Annotated in this window: 23 protein-coding genes; 21 read left to right on the forward strand and 2 right to left on the reverse strand. The window is 50.3% G+C overall.

What is annotated here, in order from left to right:
- Window positions 1–5 precede the first annotated feature (5 nt).
- From ACESNI_RS19270 to ccoS, 15 genes are all read left to right on the forward strand, one after another.
- Window positions 6–224: a DUF1858 domain-containing protein gene (locus ACESNI_RS19270; protein ID WP_373090091.1), complete on the forward strand. Its 219-nt coding sequence runs from the start codon at window positions 6–8 to the stop codon at window positions 222–224.
- 44 nt (window positions 225–268) lie between these two features.
- On the forward strand, window positions 269–901 hold the full coding sequence (locus ACESNI_RS19275; protein ID WP_373090093.1) for a pseudoazurin: 633 nt from the start codon (window positions 269–271) through the stop codon (window positions 899–901).
- Window positions 902–1,257: 356 nt separating this feature from the next.
- On the forward strand, window positions 1,258–2,004 hold the full coding sequence (locus tag ACESNI_RS19280) for a sulfite exporter TauE/SafE family protein (RefSeq protein WP_373090096.1): 747 nt from the start codon (window positions 1,258–1,260) through the stop codon (window positions 2,002–2,004).
- A gap of 382 nt (window positions 2,005–2,386) precedes the next feature.
- Window positions 2,387–3,091 (forward strand): iron-sulfur cluster repair di-iron protein, encoded by a 705-nt coding sequence (ric, locus tag ACESNI_RS19285; RefSeq protein ID WP_373090098.1) that lies wholly within the window; start codon window positions 2,387–2,389, stop codon window positions 3,089–3,091.
- 39 nt (window positions 3,092–3,130) lie between these two features.
- Window positions 3,131–3,553, forward strand: coding sequence for an Rrf2 family transcriptional regulator (locus ACESNI_RS19290; protein ID WP_373090100.1), 423 nt, complete (start codon window positions 3,131–3,133; stop codon window positions 3,551–3,553).
- Window positions 3,554–3,892 (forward strand): DUF6522 family protein, encoded by a 339-nt coding sequence (locus ACESNI_RS19295; RefSeq protein ID WP_373090102.1) that lies wholly within the window; start codon window positions 3,554–3,556, stop codon window positions 3,890–3,892.
- Window positions 3,893–4,144: 252 nt separating this feature from the next.
- On the forward strand, window positions 4,145–5,326 hold the full coding sequence (locus tag ACESNI_RS19300; RefSeq protein ID WP_373090105.1) for an NnrS family protein: 1,182 nt from the start codon (window positions 4,145–4,147) through the stop codon (window positions 5,324–5,326).
- Between the two features lie 234 nt (window positions 5,327–5,560).
- Window positions 5,561–7,207 (forward strand): cytochrome-c oxidase, cbb3-type subunit I, encoded by a 1,647-nt coding sequence (gene ccoN, locus ACESNI_RS19305; RefSeq protein WP_373090107.1) that lies wholly within the window; start codon window positions 5,561–5,563, stop codon window positions 7,205–7,207.
- Between the two features lie 6 nt (window positions 7,208–7,213).
- Window positions 7,214–7,957, forward strand: a complete 744-nt coding sequence (gene ccoO / locus ACESNI_RS19310) for a cytochrome-c oxidase, cbb3-type subunit II (protein ID WP_373090110.1) — start codon at window positions 7,214–7,216, stop codon at window positions 7,955–7,957.
- Complete coding sequence (locus tag ACESNI_RS19315) at window positions 7,954–8,124, forward strand: cbb3-type cytochrome c oxidase subunit 3 (protein ID WP_373090112.1); 171 nt, start codon at window positions 7,954–7,956, stop codon at window positions 8,122–8,124. The genes ccoO and ACESNI_RS19315 overlap by 4 nt, the downstream gene beginning before the upstream one ends.
- Window positions 8,115–9,026, forward strand: coding sequence for a cytochrome-c oxidase, cbb3-type subunit III (ccoP, locus tag ACESNI_RS19320; RefSeq protein WP_373090114.1), 912 nt, complete (start codon window positions 8,115–8,117; stop codon window positions 9,024–9,026). Before ACESNI_RS19315 ends, ccoP begins: the two co-directional genes overlap by 10 nt.
- 1 nt (window position 9,027) lies before the next feature.
- Window positions 9,028–9,216 (forward strand): hypothetical protein, encoded by a 189-nt coding sequence (locus tag ACESNI_RS19325; RefSeq protein ID WP_373090117.1) that lies wholly within the window; start codon window positions 9,028–9,030, stop codon window positions 9,214–9,216.
- Between the two features lie 45 nt (window positions 9,217–9,261).
- Window positions 9,262–10,044 carry a DUF2189 domain-containing protein gene (locus ACESNI_RS19330; RefSeq protein ID WP_373090119.1) on the forward strand — a complete coding sequence of 261 codons (783 nt, stop codon included), beginning with the start codon at window positions 9,262–9,264 and terminating at the stop codon, window positions 10,042–10,044.
- On the forward strand, window positions 10,044–12,350 hold the full coding sequence (locus ACESNI_RS19335; protein ID WP_373090121.1) for a cation-translocating P-type ATPase: 2,307 nt from the start codon (window positions 10,044–10,046) through the stop codon (window positions 12,348–12,350). The genes ACESNI_RS19330 and ACESNI_RS19335 overlap by 1 nt, the downstream gene beginning before the upstream one ends.
- Window positions 12,347–12,523 carry a cbb3-type cytochrome oxidase assembly protein CcoS gene (ccoS, locus tag ACESNI_RS19340; protein WP_373090123.1) on the forward strand — a complete coding sequence of 59 codons (177 nt, stop codon included), beginning with the start codon at window positions 12,347–12,349 and terminating at the stop codon, window positions 12,521–12,523. Before ACESNI_RS19335 ends, ccoS begins: the two co-directional genes overlap by 4 nt.
- A 47-nt stretch (window positions 12,524–12,570) precedes the next feature.
- Here the strand turns inward: ccoS and ACESNI_RS19345 are convergent, their stop codons facing one another.
- Window positions 12,571–13,281 (reverse strand): Crp/Fnr family transcriptional regulator, encoded by a 711-nt coding sequence (locus ACESNI_RS19345; protein ID WP_373090125.1) that lies wholly within the window; start codon window positions 13,279–13,281, stop codon window positions 12,571–12,573.
- A 294-nt stretch (window positions 13,282–13,575) separates the two neighbouring features.
- Here ACESNI_RS19345 and ACESNI_RS19350 point away from each other — a divergent pair, with 294 nt between their 5' ends.
- Window positions 13,576–14,169 carry an HD domain-containing protein gene (locus tag ACESNI_RS19350; protein ID WP_373090127.1) on the forward strand — a complete coding sequence of 198 codons (594 nt, stop codon included), beginning with the start codon at window positions 13,576–13,578 and terminating at the stop codon, window positions 14,167–14,169.
- Between the two features lie 18 nt (window positions 14,170–14,187).
- Here the strand turns inward: ACESNI_RS19350 and ACESNI_RS19355 are convergent, their stop codons facing one another.
- Window positions 14,188–15,078, reverse strand: a complete 891-nt coding sequence (locus tag ACESNI_RS19355; protein ID WP_373090143.1) for a LysR substrate-binding domain-containing protein — start codon at window positions 15,076–15,078, stop codon at window positions 14,188–14,190.
- A 200-nt stretch (window positions 15,079–15,278) separates the two neighbouring features.
- Here ACESNI_RS19355 and ACESNI_RS19360 point away from each other — a divergent pair, with 200 nt between their 5' ends.
- The 5 genes from ACESNI_RS19360 to ACESNI_RS19380 all read left to right on the forward strand — a co-directional run.
- On the forward strand, window positions 15,279–16,481 hold the full coding sequence (locus ACESNI_RS19360) for a 2-aminoethylphosphonate--pyruvate transaminase (RefSeq protein WP_373090129.1): 1,203 nt from the start codon (window positions 15,279–15,281) through the stop codon (window positions 16,479–16,481).
- Window positions 16,482–16,505: 24 nt separating this feature from the next.
- Window positions 16,506–17,759, forward strand: coding sequence for a phosphonoacetate hydrolase (phnA, locus tag ACESNI_RS19365; protein WP_373090131.1), 1,254 nt, complete (start codon window positions 16,506–16,508; stop codon window positions 17,757–17,759).
- 35 nt (window positions 17,760–17,794) lie between these two features.
- Entirely contained in the window at window positions 17,795–19,246 is a 1,452-nt protein-coding gene (gene phnY / locus ACESNI_RS19370; protein ID WP_373090145.1) for a phosphonoacetaldehyde dehydrogenase, read from the forward strand.
- 221 nt (window positions 19,247–19,467) lie between these two features.
- Window positions 19,468–20,487, forward strand: coding sequence for a putative 2-aminoethylphosphonate ABC transporter substrate-binding protein (locus ACESNI_RS19375; RefSeq protein ID WP_373090133.1), 1,020 nt, complete (start codon window positions 19,468–19,470; stop codon window positions 20,485–20,487).
- A gap of 89 nt (window positions 20,488–20,576) precedes the next feature.
- The coding region (locus ACESNI_RS19380) for a putative 2-aminoethylphosphonate ABC transporter ATP-binding protein (protein WP_373090135.1) at window positions 20,577–21,690 on the forward strand (1,114 nt) is incomplete at its 3' end.

Consider the following 21,690-nt stretch of genomic DNA (forward strand, 5'->3'; position numbering starts at 1 on the left):
CTGATTTGGCCCGAAGAAAGAAATACAGCCCTGAAATGTCGATAAACGAGATTATGCAGGAATGGCCACAAACTATTTCTGTTCTTATACGTTTCAGGATGCATTGCGTAGGATGTTTGCTGTCAACCTTTCACAATGCGATCGACGCAGCCCATGAGCATGGGCTTGATGTTAGCGAATTTCTGGTAGAACTAGCGAAGGCGATTGAAAAAAAGACGGATTGAGGGCTGACCGAATATTCGGCTCTTTCTGGGGTAACGCGCAGAGCGTGTCTTCGACAGAAAGTCTGATAGATCACGCTTTTCCATGCCAATGGACGGCGGCAAGTCAGCGCTCAGGGAAATATCAGGCGAGGGCACAAAAAGGCCTCTTTAGTTTGCTGAAGCACAAATTCAAATTCCTCGGTCGATGGTATCCCTCTGTTATAGAAAACGATAATTTGTTGAAGGGCTATATCATGCGCAAGCTACTGATAATTTTAACTCTTATGGCGATCGGACTCGCCGCCGGTAACGTCGATGCGAAAAATATCGATGTTCAAATGTTAAACAAGGGCGACAAGGGAAGAATGGTATTTCAGCCCGATCTTGTCATAGCTGCACCGGGTGATACTGTGACCTTTCTCCCGACGACCAAGGGGCATAACGTAGAATCTATCAAAAGCATGCTGCCGGACGGTGTTGATAAATTTAAAGGCAAGTTCAATAAAGAATTTGTTTTAACGGTGACAGAGAAGGGCATGTATGGAGTTAAATGCCTTCCTCATTATACGATGGGTATGGTGGCCCTGATCGTGGTCGGCAATCCTGAGAATGAAGACGCCGTTAAAGCAGCTAAAAACCCTGAAAAGGCGCAGGAGAGGTTCACAGATATTTTCGCTGAATATGATGCAATGAAATAACCAGCGGCGACATGTCTGGATGGCGCCCCTTTAGCCAGGCAGTTGGATACCGTTATGCCTAGGAACTTTGAACGGCATTGTCAGATTAAATTACTTTTTCGAAGGCCCACTGAGATCGCGGTATTTCTAAATGAAATATTACAACCCTTTTCCGCCATTTCAAGGCATCGCCTGAAATCATCCGCCCAGCAGTTAATATATCGCAGGAAAACGCCGGGTTGATGACTGCAAACCCGTCCAACTGCCAAATCAGAAATCTCTTGCATTTCAGGAGGCGTCCATACATGACAGTGTCTGGAAGGCGACCAACTTGACAAGGTAGTCACAGAAATCATCCTATTTCGAAGGTGCATGAGTTGGAAACGGCATTGATACTACTGGCCGCATTTGGTGCGGGTGTATTAAATACGATTGCTGGGGGCGGGACATTTTTGACTTTCCCTGCGCTGGTTTTTATCGGCATTCCGCCAGTGGTCGCGAATGCAACAAGTGCCGTTGCAGTATTTCCCGGGTATCTTGGTGGGGCAGTTGGTTTTCGCAAAGAGTTGAAAAATTTTGACCAGGCAATTTTGGTGCGCCTTATCCTGGTTACATTGGCCGGCGGTCTTTTGGGATCGTTGCTTTTAACAGTTTCATCAAACAAAGCATTTTCGGCTGTTGTTCCCTTTTTACTCTTGGGAGCAACGCTGGCTTTTCTATTTGGGGACAGATTTAGAGTTTGGGCGGCACGGCGAAGCCGCTTTGTGACTCCTTTCGGTGCAACGGGTCTGTTTTTCGTTAGCGTCTATGGTGGTTATTTCAACGGGGGTCTTGGGATTGTTTTGCTCGCTATTTTTACATTTTGGGGGATGTCAGACCTTCTGGAAATGAATGGCTTGAAAAGCGGCCTCTCGTTTGCGTTGTCGGCTATTTCTGTCGCAATTTTTGCTGTTGGTGGTTTGGTTGAGTGGTATCAGGCAATCATTATGATGGCGGCTTCCACCGTCGGTGGATATGCAGGAGCCCCCATCGCCAGAGCTCTTCCCAGGCCCGTTATCCGGGTTATAATTGCAATTGTTGGATTTTCCATGAGTGCAATCTTCTTTTGGCGGTTAATTGCCTAATCTCACTTTCTGTTTTGCCTCACTACTAGTTATAAATCTGGGTTTAGACCAGTTCCTTTATTAGGGATTAGCCGATGATACCGTTATCTAAGGCCGTCTACAGCACTCAATGAAATTTTCATTAATACGGCAATGGCCGAAGCTTTATAGATGCCGGTAGATATAGCCTGATTGTTTCAACACTTATTATTTTGAGCGTTTGTTGTGCGTGAGTTCGTAATATTTTTTTAATTTAGTATTTACAATACCATAAATAAAATTTATAACTAGTATTATAGATACCAATTAAGATGGAGTCCCGTATTCGGGTTACCCTAAATGGAATTCTGAAAGTGGTTAGTTGTCGGGGCGCGGTACTAAATGATTATGATGGAGGTTCACAATGACAATTCATGCTACCAAGCCTTCGCTGTACAATCAGACTGTTGGCGAAATTGCAGCGATGCGGCCAGGAGCGGCCGCAATATTCAGAAAATTAAATATTAATTTCTGCTGCCATGGGGATGTTACCCTGGATATAGCTGCGAAGGATCAAGGTCTTGACGTGTCCTTTGTCGAACAAGCTCTTTGCGCATTGGACGTTGAAGATCTGCCGGCTTCTACAAAGTTGTCTTCTGGTGAGTTGACGGAGTATATCCAAAGCCGTTATCACGAAACGCATCGCCGCGAAATTCCCGAGTTGATTATGCTTTCGCGCAAAGTAGAGGCTGTTCACAAGGATCACCCCGATGCTCCAGCCGGTGTTGCCTTGCTGTTGCGTGCAATAGAGGGAGAGCTTGAAGTTCATATGAAGAAGGAAGAACTTATTTTGTTCCCGGCCATGCGATGGACTGATACAACACTGGATGCCCCGATTTCCCAGATGCGTCACGATCACAATGATCAGGGGGTATTTTTGGAACGCCTAAAAGAACTGACAGATAATTTTAACCTGCCAAAAGAAGCGTGCCGATCATGGCAAGCCCTATACATTGGTCTCGTCAAACTTACGAATGATCTGGTGGAACATATACATTTAGAGAACAATGTCCTTTTCCCGCGCTTTGAAACCGGGCGGTATAAAGGTATTTCCGGTGCTGGTTTATAAACTTTATACTTAATTTTTTGCTGAGAGTAAGGACGATCAATGCGACTTGCTGCTTTTACCGATTTTGGATTACGGGTGATGATGCGTTTGGCGGACAAGCCAGAAACAATACTCACGACCCGTGAAATAGCGGAAGAGTTTCAAATTTCGTATCACCATCTGGCCAAGGTTGTTCAAGATCTTGTTCGCGGCGGATATTTGCAAACCAAGCATGGGGCAGGTGGGGGTATTAGCCTCGCAAACCCGCCCCATAAGGTTACGTTGGGCGAGGTGATACGTTACCTTGAGCAGAGGCATGCTCTTGTCGAATGTTTTCGCCAGGATGGCGGGAATTGCCTGTTGACGCCAAGCTGTAGATTGAAAGCGCGGTTGTTTGAGGCGCGGGAGGCCTTTTTTCACTCCCTTGATGCTACATCTATCGCGGATTGTGCTTATTCCGGCGCCACTACACGAGAAGTCTAAATGAACGCATATTCTAGAAGGACGGAAGGACGTGATATTTTGGAGGAAATGGTCCGGATAGATAGTCTTGATGGAGACATTGAGATTGACGCTGGAGTCGTTGCCAAAGGCCTGAAAATTGACGTTGCTAGCCTTCAGGCAGGCATGCGAAACGGCAGTATAACCTCTCTCTGTGAGCAAGGGATAGAAAAGGACGAGGGTCAATTCCGACTGACGTTTTTCTCGAATAATTGCCAATACCGGTTGGTCGTGGATGAAAAGGGCACGGTTATTCAAAGTTCGGTGATTAACTTTGGTGACAGAGCAAATTCGAAGCTATCCCACATGACTGCCCGCTGACAACTTAAGCGACTGGCTTGAGGATAGAAGGTGATGATTCTGAGAATAGTTCCAGCCTTACTGCCGGAAGTATCTTCGAAACGCTTGATAGGGCATCCTTTTGTTGATCGCCGGGAGCCTTGTTAGCGGGCTTATAGTTTTAACGGACGCCGCCCGGCACGCATATATGGACGCGCGATAAAAGTATCAATGCAAGCAAACATCCGCCTTGTTTGATTACGCGTTCTTTGTTGTTTTTTCGAGGGTTAGACAATGGCAATTCCTAGGTTGCGAGATTATCGGGGTCCAGCAATTTTGAGTTACGGATTCCGGCCGCTTTTCTTTTTTGGCTCTCTCTTTGCCGGGCTTGTGATGATGGCATGGTTGCCGGTATTCTACGGAAGTCTGGAGTTATCGAGCCTATTTAACCCCATTGATTGGCATATCCACGAAATCTTTTTCGGATATTTGGCAGCAGTTATCTCCGGGTTTCTCTTCACAGCTGTTCCAAACTGGACAGGGCGCATGCCTATACAGGGAAGCCCGTTGCTATTGCTTGTGTTGATCTGGAGTGTTGGGCGTATTGCCATGACATTCTCCGTCTATTTCGGCTGGATGCTCACCATGGCTATTGACCTTTCCTTCCTGACGGCCATTGTTTTTGTCATTGGCAATGAGGTCATTTCCGGAAAAAACTGGCGCAACCTGAAGGTTCTTCTCCCCATATCTGTTTTTTTGGCGGCGAACGTCGGATTTCATCTTGAGGCTCATTTTTTTGGAACGAGTGATTACAGCCGACGGCTCGCCATGGCTGCGGCGATTATCCTGATTATGTTGATCGGCGGGCGTGTTATTCCAAGTTTTACCCGCAATTTTCTTGTTCGCGAGAATCCGGGCCGTTTACCTACGCCTTTCGACCGGTTCGATGCCGTGTCTCTCGCTATCGGTATTGTTGCGCTGGCCATTTGGGTAGTCCTGATCGAAGGCCCGGTTGTTGCGGGATTTATGGGGCTCGCCGGCCTTGTGCAGCTTGTACGGCTTGCGCGCTGGGCGGGCGATCGGGCGAGCGGTGACTTTCTTGTTGCCATTCTGCATATCAGTTATCTTTTCATTCCTACGGGTTTTATCCTGGTTGCCCTCTCTGGCTTCTGGCCGGGCGATATTTCTCCGGTTGCTGGAATGCATGCGTTCGGCGTCGGCGCAGTTGGGTCAATGACGTTCTCTGTTATGATTCGCGCAACTTTGGGGCATACAGGGCAGCCGCTTAAAGCGGACTTTAAGACCAAACTGATCCTCATCATGATATGGACATCGGCGGTTTTCCGAATTGCCGCAGCCCTGTACCCGGCCGGGACGGAAATACTGCTCGAAATTGCCGCAACTACATGGGTGCTGGCGTTCATAGGTTTCAGCGCTGGCTTTGCAAATTTGTTTTTTACGCGAAAACGGAGCTGATAGCCCGAAGAGGCTTTCTCAGATTGGAATACGATCTGTAAAAAGAGGGGTAAATCTGTGCGACGATATATTGCCTATAAGCGCTAGATAGTGAAAATTATGGACATAACTGATATACTTCTGAAAGCGCGCTGGAACAAATATGTTTGCGCTATGTCAATGTGATTTCTGACATTATGAGCTTTAACTGAGATGGATACGGCACAATTGCTGACTTCTTTAAGGAAAAGATAAATGGTTTCGCAACTGACAGTAAAAGAACGGCAACTTGCGTTAGTAATGTTAACATTATTGATGCTCTGTGGTTTGGCAATGGCTGTTTCTGCGGCTGATGATTTGTTCAGGTTGCATGGTTTCCTGGTTCTGGCGGCTGGTTTTGGGGGGATATTTATAGTGCTGTCCGGTTATTATCATCCGGAACCGGGAAAGGAACGTCTCAAGCATTACTATGACGACCCAATCAAGGCAGGGATCGTTCTGGCCATGATCTGGGCAGTATTCGGCATGTTTATCAGCGATTGGGTTGCCTGGCTTCTCGCCTATCCCGAAATGACATTCGACGCGGCTTGGTCCAGTTTTGGCCGGTTACGACCCGTTCATACGACGAGTGTTATTTTTGGGTTTGGTGGTAACGCGCTTATTGCAACATCCTTTCATGTTGTTCAACGGACGAGTCGGGCGCGGATGCCGGATCAGCTTACTCCGTGGTTTATATTATTTGGCTATAATCTGTTTTGTCTGCTTGCCGTATCCGGCTATTTCATGGGCATAACACAGTCTAAAGAATATGCGGAACCGGAATGGTATGCGGATATTTTACTGGTTATTGTCTGGGTAACCTATTTTGTTCTTTACATGCGCGTACTGGCTCGCCGGAAAGAGCCACATATCTATGTTGCAAACTGGTACTTTATGGCCTTCATTCTTGTTGTCGCGGTTCTGCATATTGTCAATAATCTGGCCATTCCAATTGCGTTCAACCATTTCAAAAGCTACTCGGCATTTTCCGGTGTTCAGGATGCCATGACACAGTGGTGGTATGGTCATAACGCCGTTGCCTTTTTCTTGACGGCCGGGTTTCTTGGGATGCTGTACTATTTCTTACCAAAGCGCGCCGGACGGCCTATTTATTCGTACCGTATGTCAATTGTCGGCTTTTGGGGAATTACTTTTTTCTATATGTGGGTTGGTTCTCACCATCTCCATTATACGGCGCTGCCAACCTGGGTGCAGACGCTGGGGATGAGCTTTTCTGTGATGCTTCTTGTGCCGTCATGGATTGCTGCGGGTAACGCTTTGATGACGCTTAACGGGGCATGGCACAAGGTGCGGGATGATGCAACGCTGCGGTTTATGATGGTCGCTGCAGTTTTTTACGGCCTGGCAACTTTTGAAGGGTCGTTCATGGCAATCAGGCCAGTAAATGCTCTCTCTCATTATACAGACTGGACGATTGGTCATGTTCATGCGGGGACAATGGGCTGGGTCGCCTTTATTACGTTTGGTGCAATATATTCGCTCGTTCCCTGGCTCTGGAAACGGGGCGCAATGTATTCGCCAAAACTGGTGGAGGTTCATTTTTGGCTTGCCTTGGCGGGAACGCTTATTTACGTCTTCGCGATGTGGAATTCCGGTATTATTCAAGGACTTATGTGGCGAACTTATAATGAAAGCGGGACATTAGCCTATTCCTTCGTGGATTCCATGATTGCGATGCATCCCTATTATATCGCCCGCGCGATCGGGGGGCTTTTCTTCCTGACCGGCGCCGTTGTCGGCAGCTATAATATCTGGATGACAATACGTTCCAAAGGTATGGCGAGAAGCAACGAAGCAATAGAGACGCCCGTTCCCGGCCAACAGATTGAAGCAGGAGAGTAATCGGTAATGTTTAATTTTCATTACAGACTGGAACGTCGTTCAATCTGGTTCGCAGTTGCGATAGTTATTGTTTCCGGAATTGGCGGACTTGTGGAGATTGCTCCGCTCTTCACAATTGACGAAACTGTTGAAGATGCGCCGGATATGAGGGTTTACACGCCACTCGAACTTGCCGGTCGAAATATTTATATCCGCGAAGGCTGTTACGCCTGTCATTCGCAGATGATCCGCACGTTGCGTGATGAGGTTGAACGCTATGGACCGTACTCGCTGGCTGTTGAATCTCAGTATGACCATCCAATGCTTTGGGGGTCGAAACGGACCGGACCGGACCTTGCGCGGATTGGAGGAAAATATTCAGACTACTGGCATGTCGAGCATTTAAACAATCCCCGTGATGTCGTCCCGGAATCAGTTATGCCATCATATGCCTGGCTGGGCCGGACGGAACTGGAGGGAAACGATCTAAATCTGCATTTGCGGGCACAGCAGCGATTAGGGGTGCCCTACACTGATGAAATGGTGGAAGATGCGGTGAAAGATGCTTATGGGCAAGCAAACCCAGAGAGTGAAGACGCGGACGGCATTTTGAAGCGGTACGGGGAGGCAACCCATATTCGCGATTTCGATGGTAATCCGGCAGAGGTTACTGAGCTTGACGCACTTGTAGCCTATCTCCAGATACTTGGACGGCTCACCGAGGCCGCATACAAGAACCCGATATTGAAAAAAATGGGAGGGTCAGAATGAGTTTCGATCATGAAACTTTAGTGGCTATCGCCAAGTCATATGGACTTTTTTATCTGATTGGTCTGTCGATTGCTGTGTTGATCTATACGTTTTGGCCGTCAAACAAGAAACCTTTCGATCGCGCCGCCAATAGTATTATCGATGACGAGGACCGGCCATGGGAGTAGAAGAGCGCGATAAATATACGGGCCATATGACCACCGGTCATGAGTGGAACGGTATCAAGGAACTGAATACACGGGTTCCACGGGTTATCTGGATTACACTTTCGTTGGCGTTTGTATTTGCCATTATCTGTTGGATACTGTATCCGGCTTGGCCTCTGGGTGTTACCTACACCAAAGGACTACTTGAAACAAACCAGCATATTAGGGTCGATAAGGATGTTGAGCGGGCGATAGATAGCCGGGCTGTCTGGACGGATAAGATTATAAGTCTCGATTATGGCCAGATTCAGGATGATCCAAATCTGATGAAAATTGTCAGGGAGACTGGCCAAACACTTTTCCTCGATAATTGCGCTGCCTGTCATGGCCGTACTGCAAATGGCGGGCCCGGCTTCCCGTCACTGAGAGACAAGGCCTGGCTTTGGGGTGGTACGCCGGAAGCAATTTCTGAAACTATCCGCGTCGGAATAAATGCATCGAATGACGATACAAGAATGAGCCAGATGCTGGCTTTCGGGCACGATCAGATGCTAACCCGCAACCAGATCGATGACGTAATTAATTATGTGCTGTCCCTTAATAAGTCCGCCGCACAACATGACGTGGGGGAGGCATCGATTGCATCTGGGAAAACAGTTTTTCTGGAGAACTGTGCCTCGTGTCACGGCGAGAACGCTGAGGGAAGTATAGAGGTGGGGGCTCCTAATCTTACAGACGATCACTGGATTTACGGCGGGACACGTCAGGCAATTTTCACGACTGTCTGGAAGGGTCGAATGGGTCAAATGCCATCGTGGCAGGGCCGGCTCTCCGCGGTTGATCAAAAAATCCTGACTTTATATTTACTCGATCTTGGCACATCAGACGCCGAAAAAAGTAAAAGTGGAGCTTCTCGGAATTGAAATGAAAAAGGAGCGTAACAAACAGGTTGTTCTGGTTTGGGTTCTGGTTTCCGTTGGAATAGTTGCCTTTCTGTCGGCAAATGCGCATCTGGTGTATGTGGCCGTGACGTCTGAGCCGGACTGCGTTTATGTGAAATCTGAAACCCATGGTGTCGAAAAAACATACAAACCCGCCAAACCGAGTTGTTGATATGCCCGTACCAATCGTCCAATTTGTCCGCAAGGAGACATTTTAATGATTAGGATCCCGAAAACGGTTCCGCCGTTACAGCCTGAAATTATATTAAACCGGCACCTGAGCCCTTCAGCTGCCTTTGGCTGGATGCGCGCAGGGTGGAAGGATATGATGAAAGACCCGGCTACGAGTTTGATCTACGGGGTTGCTGTTTTCATTGTATCGCTGGTTGTAGTCGCAACGTTATTCGCATTTTCACTCGACTATATCCTATTTCCGGCGCTCGCGGGTTTCATGGTCATTGGTCCGGCACTCGCCATTGGACTTTACGAGAAGAGCAGGCGTCTTGCCGAAGGGAAAAAGACGTCGCTATTCAATATGGTGTTTGTCAAGCCACAGTCCGGCGGTCAAATTCTGTTTATCGGCGTTATGCTATGTCTTTTAATGCTCTTGTGGATGCGCGCAGCCGTATTGATATATGCGCTTTTCTTTGGCCTCGTACCGTTTCCCGGACTTGACCATATTGCCCAAATGCTAGTGATGACGCCGGAAGGTATATCCTTGCTCATAGTCGGAAGCCTGGTTGGCGGAATTTTTGCTGCTTTTTCATTTTCTATCAGTGTCTTTTCCGTGCCTATGCTGTTGAACGAACGCACCGATGCCTTGACCGCAATGGGGCTCAGTATGGCTATTGTTTGGAACAATCTTTCGGTCGTGCTCACCTGGGGGGCAATAATCTACGCCCTGTTTCTGTTTTGCCTGGTAACGGGTCTGTTGGGACTCGTCATCATTTTTCCGCTTCTAGGACATGCAACCTGGCATGCGTATAAAGAGCTTAGATAATGGGCAAACCTTTGCCAAAACGGGACGGTCAGCCGGAGGTTCCCGTGCCTTCATTCGCTGATGGGGGTATTTCTGCTGAAGAGCTTATCCTTTCCAGTCAAAGCCTTTCTGAAGGGTTGCTGCAAACAACGATATTCATTCCTGACATGCATTGTGGCGGTTGCATTCAGAAAGTTGAACGGGGTCTTGGTGCGCTTGATGGGGTCGAGGGCGCCCGGGTAAATCTTTCAACAAAGCGGGCTATCGTCAAATGGAAGAAATCAGACCGGCCCCTGCCGCTGCTCGAAACATTGCGGGACCTTGGATTTAACGCGAGCCTTGTTGCGCCGGAGACAGGGGCCAAGAACAGGACAATGACAGAGCTGGTTCGGGCCCTTGCTGTTGCCGGCTTTGGTGCCAGTAATATAATGCTCCTTTCCGTCTCCATATGGTCGGGTGCAGAACCGGCCATGCGTGATTTGTTCCATTGGATATCGGCCTTGATTGCCTTGCCTGTCCTTGCCTATTCCGGGCGCGTATTCTTCCGCTCGGCCTGGGGGGTATTGAAGCATGGAAAAACCAACATGGACGTCCCGATATCAATCGGCGTTCTGCTGGCTTTTGGCCTGAGTTTTTTTGATACAATCAAGGGAACGGAACATGCCTATTTTGACGCCGCCGTCATGCTTCTGTTTTTTCTGCTTATTGGGAGAACCCTCGATCATATGATGCGGGAGAGAGCTCGGGTTGCCGTTAAAAACCTGATGCGGCTGGCGGCGCGAAGCGCACAAGTTTTACATGACGACGGTAGCCATGAGTATGTTTCGGTTTCGAAAATCCAGAAAAATATGCGAATAGGGCTTGCTGTTGGTGAGCGGGTTCCTGTTGATGGCATCGTTGATGAAGGCCAGTCAGACTTCGACTGTTCTCTGGTGACGGGGGAGAGCGTCCCGCAACCCAAACTGGTTGGCGCGTTGTTACAGGCAGGAACCCTCAATTTGACATCACCGGTCGTTATTCGGGCAACAGCAACTGAAGACCAGTCGTTTCTGGCGCAAATGACGCGTCTACTGGAGGCTGCGGAAATGGGCCGGTCAGGATATCGCCGGATCGCGGACCGGGCAGCTTCCCTTTATGCGCCATTCGTTCATACGGCCGCATTTTTAGGGTTTCTGGTTTGGCTATTTGTGACGGGGGATTTCCACCAATCGCTTACGATCGCCGTGGCGGTATTGATCATTACCTGTCCGTGCGCGCTGGGACTGGCGGTTCCAATGGTGCAGATTGTCGCGGCACGACGTTTGTTTGAGAAAATGATCCTGATCAAGGATGGTTCGGTACTGGAGAAGCTTTGCGACATAGACAGCATTGTTTTCGATAAAACGGGAACGTTAACGCTTGGCAAGCCAGAACTGAGCAATAAATATGATGTCAAACCTTTGCATCTTTCCGTTGCGGCGGCTATGGCGAAATATTCCCGTCATCCCTTTGCGCAGGCCATAGTCGCGGCTAACGATAGCCAAGGTGAAGATGCGATAGCCTTTACCGCTTTTACTGAAATTGCCGGATTTGGACTGGAGGCAACTTCCGGCGACGATATATTCAGGCTGGGCCGTACAGAATGGGCGCTTGGTAAGGAAGATGGGTTAGATGAAATAGGGGCGGGGTCAAAAACAATCCTCACAAAAAACGGCGTTCTGTTGGATGTGTTCCGGTTTTCAGAAGTTATCCGCCCCGGCGTCCGGGAATTAATTCGTAAGCTGACGAGGAGCGGCCTGGAAATTTGCATCCTCTCCGGCGATGATTATGGCGCGGTTGAAAAACTTGCGACAGAGTTGAATGTTAGTCGGTTCGAGGCCAATATGCATCCCAAAGACAAGGTTGATTTCTTAAATGCCATGACTGCGCGCGGGCGCAAGGTTCTGATGGTGGGGGACGGCCTTAACGATGTCCCGGCATTGGCAACAGCGCACGTCTCGATGGTTCCGGGGAATGCTGCGGATATCGGCCGCGATGCCGCAGATATTGTGTTTCTGGATAAGAGTTTGGAGGCGGTGTCCCATATTCTCAATATATCCCATAGGGCCAATAGCCTCATACAGCAAAATTTCGGCTTTGCGATTGTCTATAATGTCGTTGCCTTACCATTTGCATTTTTTGGAATTGTAACCCCTCTTGTCGCGGCAGTCGCGATGTCAGCTTCCTCAATTTTAGTGGTCGCCAATGCCCTGAGGCTGGGCAGGAAGGCGGCGTCAGGTCATATTGTGAGTTCTACATCGGTGAAAAACAGTAACGCCCTCGCAATGAAGAGGGAAGGCGTCCTATGAATAATATTCTCCTTTACCTAATCCCGATCTCTCTTTGTTTGGGGGGAGTTGGGCTTGCCGCATTCTTATGGTCGCTGAAAGATGGGCAGTATGATGATTTGCGCGGCGCCAATGAGCGGATCGTCTTTGATGAAGACGAACCGCTGCCGGATCGGCATAATCCAGAGTCCTAAAATTGGCAGACTTAACGAAGGTGATTGAAAAAAAGACGGATTGAGGCCTAACCGTCTCTATTTTTTTGCATTCCTTCTGCAATAAGCAATAAACGATGTCCTTCGGTTATTGTAATTTTCTTCCGGCCACTCTTTACCAGTCCGTCCTGCTCCCATGAACTCAATAGTCTTGAGACAGTATGGAGAGTTGTGCCTGTCATTTCGGAAATATCCTGCCGGGAGATCGGGAAATCTATCAGAATGCCGTCGGCGGTTCTTTTCCCGGCCTGGTTTGCCAACTTCAAAATTGCGTTGGCAACACGCTGCTCTACCCGCTCAGTTGCCAGTTCGACCAATCTGTCTTGGGCATCCTGCAGTCGCCCGCCGATAACACTGCTGGCATTGGTAGCGAAGGTTGGGTATTTTGTAACTATTTCCTGCCATAAACTTCCGGGCCAGGAGAGCGTCACGCAGTCCACTGCCGCAATGGCATTGGCAGGATATGTATCGCGTCCGATTGCCTGAGCAATTCCAAACAGTTCCCCGCTTGAAATATAGCGGGCAATGACCTGGTCACCGTGGGGTGTAATCCGAACTACTCTGATATAGCCATCCAGTAAAAAGAAGAACGCTTCTGCTTTTTCAGCCTGACCGAATATCTGGCTCTCCTTGGGGTAACGCGCAGAGCGTGCCTTCGATAGAAAATCTGATAGATCACGCTTCTCCATGCCAATGAACGGGGGTAAATCAGCGATCAGGGAAATATCAAGTGAGGGCACAAAAAAGCCTCTTTAGTTTGTTGCAACACAAATTCAAATTCCCCGGTTGGCGGTACCCATCTTTTATGGAAAACGATATTTATGGATATGATGTGAGTCAAGGACACTGTCAAAATGCGGCGGGAATGAATGGTTCCGCTGGACGACATCGTTACTGCTGGAAGCTGGATAAAGTGGCCAGGGGAACCCGAAGTCCTGCAGGAACCTGCTGGCTTTGGAAGTATTATCCTGATAAAGACGAGTTTAATATTGAGGTGTGCCCGCTTTGAAATTTAGACCCCGGAGAAGGATTAAATGCCTAAACCCGACTTTTCACATGTGACGAAAAGCAATATTGTTGCCTTCATTGCAGATATTTTTGCCCGCCGGGGGGCGGAGGCCTATCTGGGCGAGCCGGTGACGATCTCGGCGCATATGTATCAATCCGCACAGCTTGCCGAAGAGGCGGGGGCGAGCGAGGAGATGATTGTTGCGGCGCTCTTGCATGACATTGGACATTTCACCAATGAATTTCCCGATAATGCGGCCGAACTGGGGATTGACAGTCATCACGACCGGGCAGGGGCCGCTATCGTGGCGCCGTATTTCCCGAAAATCGTAACTGATTGCGTGCGTCATCATGTTTCGGCCAAGCGCTACCTTTGTGCCATCGACCAAGGGTATTTCGATAATTTATCGGAGGCGTCGGTGCTTAGCCTGAAATTGCAGGGCGGGCCGATGACGGAAAAGGCCGCCGCTAAATTTGCTGAAATTGCCGATGCCGACGCTATTGTCCAGATCCGGAAGTGGGACGATGAGGCAAAGATCCCGGGCAAAAAAACGAAAGATTTCGCCCATTATGCGCCAATGCTTGAACGGCTCGTCGAAAAGTACGGCAAGGGTTCTTAATCACGATAATAATTTCCGTCACGCGGATTCTTGCAGAAGCCGTGCCTCAGTCAACTCGCCGGCCATTTTCATGAAGGCGCTGATAAGTTTTCCCTTACTGCGTTCGCGCAGGCAGATAAGGGCCTCGTCCATATGCGGCTCACATCCGGTGATTGGGATTTTGGCAAGGCGCCCGTCATGGCCGAATTCAGCCTCTGAAACGATGCCGATACCGGCGCCGCTGGCAACGATTTCCCGGATGGCCTCACGTCCCTCTGCCTCGATCGAGGGCTCAAAGGTTATCCCAGTTGCGGCCGCGATTTCCTCGAGCTTCTGGCGGGTCTTGGAGCCTCTTTCCCGCAACACCAGCGACTGTTTCGCGAGGTCCTCAAGCGATATGGATTTCAGCTTTGTTATTTCATTCCCTCGCGCTGCGAAGGCGATAATCGGGGTCGAGCTTAGCTTAACAATGTTAAAGTCACGCGCAGTTGGAATTTCACCGAGTACGCCAACATCTGCCTCGTAGCTGAATAGCTTGTCGACAATCTCCCGGGTATTGCCGGTTCCGACGGAAATGAAGACGCCGGGATATTTCAGGCGGAAGGGCCCGAGAATAGGATGAAGATGCTGTGCGGAATCGGCCATGATACGGAGTATTCCGGATCCAAGGGCGCGGGATTCTGAAAGGAGTTCATGGGCCTGATGCTCGATATCGAACATGCGGTGGGTGAGTTCCAGCAGCTTTTTGCCAAAGGCCGTGACGGTTACCTGCTTTTTCCGTCGGTTAAACAATAAAACGTCATACTCTTCCTCTAACTTGCGGACCTGATCGGAGATCGCGGGCTGGGTCAGGCAGAGGGCGTCAGCCGCACGTGAAAACCCGCCGTGAACGGCGACATAGTGAAAAGCCCGAAGCTGGACATATCTCATTTTTGTCATCTTTCCTGAAGAGTATTGAGTAAATCTATACAATCAGACTAATCGACGATTTTAATAAAGGTACCATTTGCGGGGCGCGGGTCATAGGTTTAAATTATCAAACAATATAAAATAACGATTTCACAAATAGTAAGCTTGCCCCTACCTTTCAGGAAACCGTGAGCATTATGACTACAGATAGGAATTCGGTGATGTCGACTGATCATGTGAATATGCCCTCCGCAAGCTTTCCTGCGCCGGAAATGGGCGAGCCTTATTTGTTGACGCCGGGGCCGCTGACGACGGCTGCGGAAGTCAAGCATGCGATGCTGAGGGACTGGGGGTCCTGGGATGCTGATTTTCGCGAAATGACTGCGAAAATCTGCGCCCGGTTGCTGCGGATTGCCAATGACGCCAAGGACGAGTTCGACTGCGTTCCGATGCAGGGGAGCGGGACTTTTTCGGCCGAGGCGATGCTGGGATCCTTCCTGCCAAAGGACAGCAAGACATTGGTTCTCGTGAACGGCGCCTATGGCAAACGGATTGTCGACACCCTGCAGTACCTCGGCCGCGCGCATGTCGTCATCGACAAGGGCGATTACATGCCGCCGCGGGGCGACGAAGTGGATGCCACGCTGAAGTCAGATCCTGCCATCAGCCATGTTGTCCTGGTTCATTGCGAGACCAGTTCCGGCATCCTCAACCCGGTGCAGGAAATCTCGGAGATCGTTGCCAAGGCGGGGCGCAAACTCCTGATCGATTCCATGAGTGCCTTCGGCGCCCTGCCACTGGATGTGAATAAAACACAATTCGAGGCCATGGTATCCTCCGCCAATAAATGTATCGAGGGGGTGCCGGGGTTCGGCTTTATCATTGCCAGGAAATCGGCGCTTGAAGCGGCAAAAGGCAACAGCCATTCCCTCAGTCTTGACGTCTATCAGCAATGGGCGAACTTCAAGAAAACAGGGCAATGGCGCTTCACCCCGCCAACCCATGTGGTTGCGGCCTTTCTTGAGGCTTTGCGCCTGCATGAAGCGGAGGGCGGCGCGCCAGGCCGACTTGCCCGCTATTGCAGAAACCGCGACGTGATGGTTGGCGGCATGCGCGAATTGGGGTTCGAGACATTGCTGAAAGACCGCTGGTTGTCACCGATTATCGTCACGTTTTTTAACCCCGCGCATCCGAATTTCAGCTTCGAGCGATTTTATGAGCTGATGAAATCCCGCGGTTTTATTATCTATCCGGGCAAATTGACCATCGTGGACAGCTTCCGGGTCGGTTGCATCGGACGTATGGATGAACAGGTGATGCGCCGTGTCGTCACAGCCGCCCGGGAGTCCCTTGATGATATGAAGGTGGATGATGCCCGTCCTCCGGAAGCCGCCCTTAAAGAACGCGCCCGTTTGGCCGCGTAAATTATTGAAACTGGAGTTTAGACCATGAACAAGATGTCCCCGACCGGTATCACCGTGAATGACCGGGATTATCCCTTTCCGAAGACAACGGCGGTCGCGATCTGCCTCGATGGCTGTGAACCTGCCTATATCGATGCCGCGATTGAGGCGGGGGTGATGCCAACTATGAAACGCATTCGCGAGACCGGCACGATCCATATGGCCCATTGCGTCATTCCGAGTTTCACAAACCCCAACAACATGTCGATCGCAACTGGCCGGCCGCCTGCGGTCCACGGCATTTGCGGCAACTTCCTGCTCGACCCGGAGACGGGCGAGGAGGTCATGATGAATGACCCCAAGTTCCTGCGCGTTCCGACAATTTTTAAGACCTATTACGATGCCGGATGCCGGGTTGCCATTGTTACCGCCAAGGACAAGCTCCGCGCGCTGCTCGGACATGGCCTGAAATTCGACGATGGTCGGGCAATGTGTTTTTCGACTGAGAAATCTGACACGACGACGCTCGCCGAGCATGGTATCGACAACGCCTCCAAGACGTTGGATATTCCGGTGCCGAATGTCTATTCAGCAGAATTATCGGAATATGTCTTTGACGCCGGAGTGAAACTGATGAAATCCTTCAAGCCGGACATCATGTACCTCACGACCACGGATTACGTGCAGCATAAATCGCCTCCGGGGGAGGCGGACGCCAACGCCTTCTATGCAATGTTTGACCGCTATCTCACGGAGCTTGATGCCTTAGGCGCCGCCATTATTATCACTGGCGATCACGGCATGAAGCCGAAACACAAGGCCGACGGTACGCCGGACGTTATTTACCTGCAGGACCTGCTCGATAGCGAGCTCGGGAAAGGCATTGCCCGGGTTATCCTGCCGATCACCGATCCGTACGTCGTCCATCATGGTGCGCTCGGCTCCTTTGCGACCATTTACCTGACGAAGGACGCCGTCGTCGGGGATGTCATTGACCGGTTATCGAAAGTCGACGGAATTGACGTGGTGCTCGATAAGAAGGGCGCAGCTTCCCGCTTTGAGCTGCCGCCGGATCGGATCGGGGATATTGTCGTCATTTCGACCGAAAACAAGGTTCTGGGCACCAGTCAGGACCGCCATGACCTTACGGCTCTCGATGTGCCGCTCCGCTCTCACGGGGGACTGAGTGAGCAGACAGTGCCCTTCATCATGAACCGCGCGGTGCCGGATTTGCCAAGCGCCCCGGACCTTCGGAATTTTGATGCCTTTTATTATGTCGCGCGCGCGGCGGCGATCTAGCCTGATTGGGCGGGAATGGAATTATGACCGACGTAATGACCAGAGGCCACATCCGCAATGAGGCGATGCGGATCGGCGGCAGGAAAGTAACCACCAAGGAGGTCGTGGAGGTCCGCTACCCCTATACCAATGAGGTGATTGGTACGGTTCCCGCGGGAACGGCGGAGCATGCACGGGAAGCTTTTGAGATTGCCGCGCGATACAAGCCGAAACTGTCGCGATACGAGCGCCAGCAAATCCTTTTCCGCGCGGCGGCGCTTATTCAGCAGCGACGCGAGGCGATTGCCGACGTACTGACGCTGGAACTTGGGATTTGCAAGCAGCATGCGCTCTACGAGACGGGGCGAGCCTATGACGTTTTCACGCTTGCCGGTCAGCTTGCTATTCTGGATGACGGGCAGATTTTCTCCTGCGACCTCACGCCTCATGGCAAGGAGCGGAAAATCTACACAAAACGCGAACCCGTGAATGTTATCTCGGCGATCACACCCTTTAATCACCCGCTCAATATGGTTGCGCATAAAATCGCACCCGCCATTGCCACTAACAACTGCGTTGTCTGCAAGCCGACGGAATTGACGCCGCTGACGGCGATTACGCTTGCGGATATTCTCTATGAGGCCGGTTTGCCGCCGGAGATGTTCCAGATCGTCACTGGCTGGCCGAAGGATATCGGCGAGGAGATGATTATCAATAAACATATTGATATCATTACTTTCACCGGTGGCGTGGCGGTGGGTAAGATGATCGCCGGCAAGGCCGGATACAAGCGGATGGCGCTAGAACTGGGCGGCAATGATCCGTTTATTGTGCTCGATGATTTGAGCGATTCGGACTTGGTTAAGGCTGCGGCTATTGCGGTGGCCGGGGCCACGGGAAATTCCGGCCAGCGCTGTACGGCGGTCAAGCGTATTCTCGTCCAGGAGAATATCGCAGATAAGATCGTCCCCCATATCCTTGAAAATGCAAAGAAAATAAGGTTTGGAGACCCCCAGGACCCGGAAACACAACTTGGCTGTGTCGTGCATGAGCAGGCGGCGGAAATTTTTGAAAACCGTGTCTATGCCGCCGAAAAGCAGGGGGCCAAGATCCTGTATAATCCGGGACGTCAGGGCGCGCTCCTGCCGCCGATCGTCATTGATCATGTCCCCCATGATAGTGAACTGGTGTTCGAGGAAACCTTTGGGCCGATCATTCCGATAGTCCGCGTTCCTAATGATGATGAGGCGCTGATCAAAATCTCCAATTCGACGCCATTTGGCCTGTCTGCGGGCGTTTGCACCAACCGGCTTGAGCGCATAACGCGCTTTATTGATGGGCTTGATGTCGGAACAGTCAATATCTGGGAACAACCGGGCTACCGGATCGAAATGTCCCCGTTCGGCGGCATCAAGGATTCGGGAAATGGCGTGAAAGAGGGCGTTCTGGAGGCAATGAAATTCTTTACGAACGTCAAAACCTACTCGCTGCCTTGGCCCGTTGGCTGAATTTAAGTGGCTGAGCTCTGCTTTTTTGCGATTATTCTGGTATTCGCCGTATAGGTAATTATTATGTGCTTATAAGAATAATAGATTTCTTCTATTTGTAACATTCCATCAGTATTAACGTGGGTAAGGACTGAATTGTTGTTTGATAAAGAATGCCGCGTTTGTTTTGATGTGGTTACCTTTATTGCAAATGACGAAAATTTCAACAAGGGAGAGTAAATATGGCACTACCAAAAAAGATAGCAATGGCCACCGTCGCGAGCCTGTGTTTGGCAACACATGCGATGGCGGGCGAACTGACAGTTTACACGGCGGTTGAAGCTGAAGACCTCAAGCGCTATGCAGAAGAATTTAACAAGGCACATCCGGATATCCAGATTAACTGGGTCCGCGATTCCACGGGTGTTGTGACGGCGAAATTGCTGGCCGAGAAAAATAACCCGCAAGCCGACGTAATCTGGGGTCTTGCGGCGACATCGCTGTTGCTGATGAAATCCGAAGGCATGCTGGAGGCTTATGCTCCCAAGGGCGTTGAAGCGCTGGACAAAAAATTTGTTGATAAAAGCACTCCTCCTGCCTGGACCGGAATGGATGCCTGGGTCGCAGCAGTTTGCTTTAATACGGTCGAGGGTGAAAAGCTTGGTCTGACGGCGCCGACCTCCTGGAAGGACCTGACGAAACCGGAATACAAGGGTCATGTTATCATGCCGAACCCGAATTCCTCCGGCACCGGCTTTCTTGATGTTTCCAGCTGGCTTCAGATGTTCGGTGAAGACGGGGGCTGGGCATATATGGATGCGCTGCATGAAAATATTGCCCGGTACACCCATTCAGGCTCAAAACCCTGTAAACTGGCGGCATCAGGTGAAATTCCGATTGGTGTCTCCTTTGCGTTCCGCGGCGCAAAATCAAAGGCGGATGGAGCACCGCTTGAAATTATCGTGCCCTCCGAAGGTGTCGGCTGGGATATGGAAGCAACCGCTATCGTTGCCGGTACGGATAATCTGGAAGACGCAAAAACCTTGGTTGACTGGACAATTACTAAGGAAGCCAACCAGATGTACAACACGGGCTATGCCGTTGTTGCCTATCCGGGTGTTGCCAAGCCGGTCAAATATTTTCCAGAAAATCTGACGGAAAAAATGATCGACAACGATTTTGAGTTCGCGGCAAACAATCGCAAGACCATACTCGAAGAATGGCAGAAGCGGTACGATTCAAAATCCGAACCCAAAAGCTGATTACCGGGGTCCAAAAATGAAGGCATCGCACTTGCGGTGCCTTCTTTTTATAATGACCGTATAGGCGCTGATTTTTTATAGGAGTTACAATGCCAACGGGGGCTGCGCTTGAGAGAAACGCTGAGGAACAACAGCAGGATACCTATCTTCGGATTGATAGTTTATGGAAGGCCTTTGGCGATTTTATTGCTTTGAAGGATATCTCCCTCAGTATAAATGAAGGGGAGTTTGTGTGTTTTCTCGGGCCGTCAGGATGCGGCAAAACAACGCTGCTTCGGGCTATTGCGGGACTTGATCTGCAAACTTCCGGCACCGTCGAGCAGGCGGGCCGCGATATTTCAAACCTTCCGCCAGCCGAACGCGATTTTGGTATTGTTTTCCAGTCCTACGCACTGTTTCCTAATCTGACAATTGAAAAGAATATATCCTTCGGGCTTGAAAATACCGGCTTGGCAAAAGCTGCGATTACCGCCCGTGTAGCGGAGCTGCTCGATCTCGTCGGTCTGCCTGAGCAGGGGAAGAAATACCCGGCGCAGCTTTCAGGCGGTCAGCAACAACGTATCGCCCTCGCGCGGGCTATCGCCACGTCCCCCGGATTGTTGCTGCTGGATGAGCCATTATCGGCGCTGGATGCGAAAGTGCGGGTGCATTTGCGCCATGAAGTCAAGGAATTGCAACGTAAGCTCGGAATCACAACGGTGATGGTGACCCATGATCAGGAAGAGGCGTTGTCGATGGCCGATCGGATCGTCGTCATGAACCATGGAGTGATCGAGCAGATTGGTACGCCAACCGACATTTACCGAAAACCTGCAACGCTTTTTGTTGCCGACTTTATCGGCGAAATGAACCAGGTCGCCGGACTTATAGGCGATAAGACGGTAGACAATAAATCGACCGTAAAGATCGGAGCTAAAACCTTTGTCTGCACCGGGCATGAGTTTCCGGCGAAAGCAAACGTCATTGCTGCGGTCCGCCCGGAAGATATCGTCCCTCACGGTCCGGGCGCAAGATCGGAGGGGGCTCTCGATGAAGTCGTGGAACCTGAGAATGCGTTCGAGTGCAAGATCAACGAAATGGAGTTTCTTGGCTCTTTCTGGCGTGCAAGGTTGACAAGCGATGCCCTGGGGGATCTCGAGCTGATTGCGGATTTCTCCATTAATGCCGTAAGACGGATGGAGATGTCAGTGCATATGGACCTGA

It is taken from the genome of Sneathiella sp., from assembly GCF_041689005.1.
In the GTDB taxonomy this organism is placed as follows: domain Bacteria; phylum Pseudomonadota; class Alphaproteobacteria; order Sneathiellales; family Sneathiellaceae; genus Sneathiella.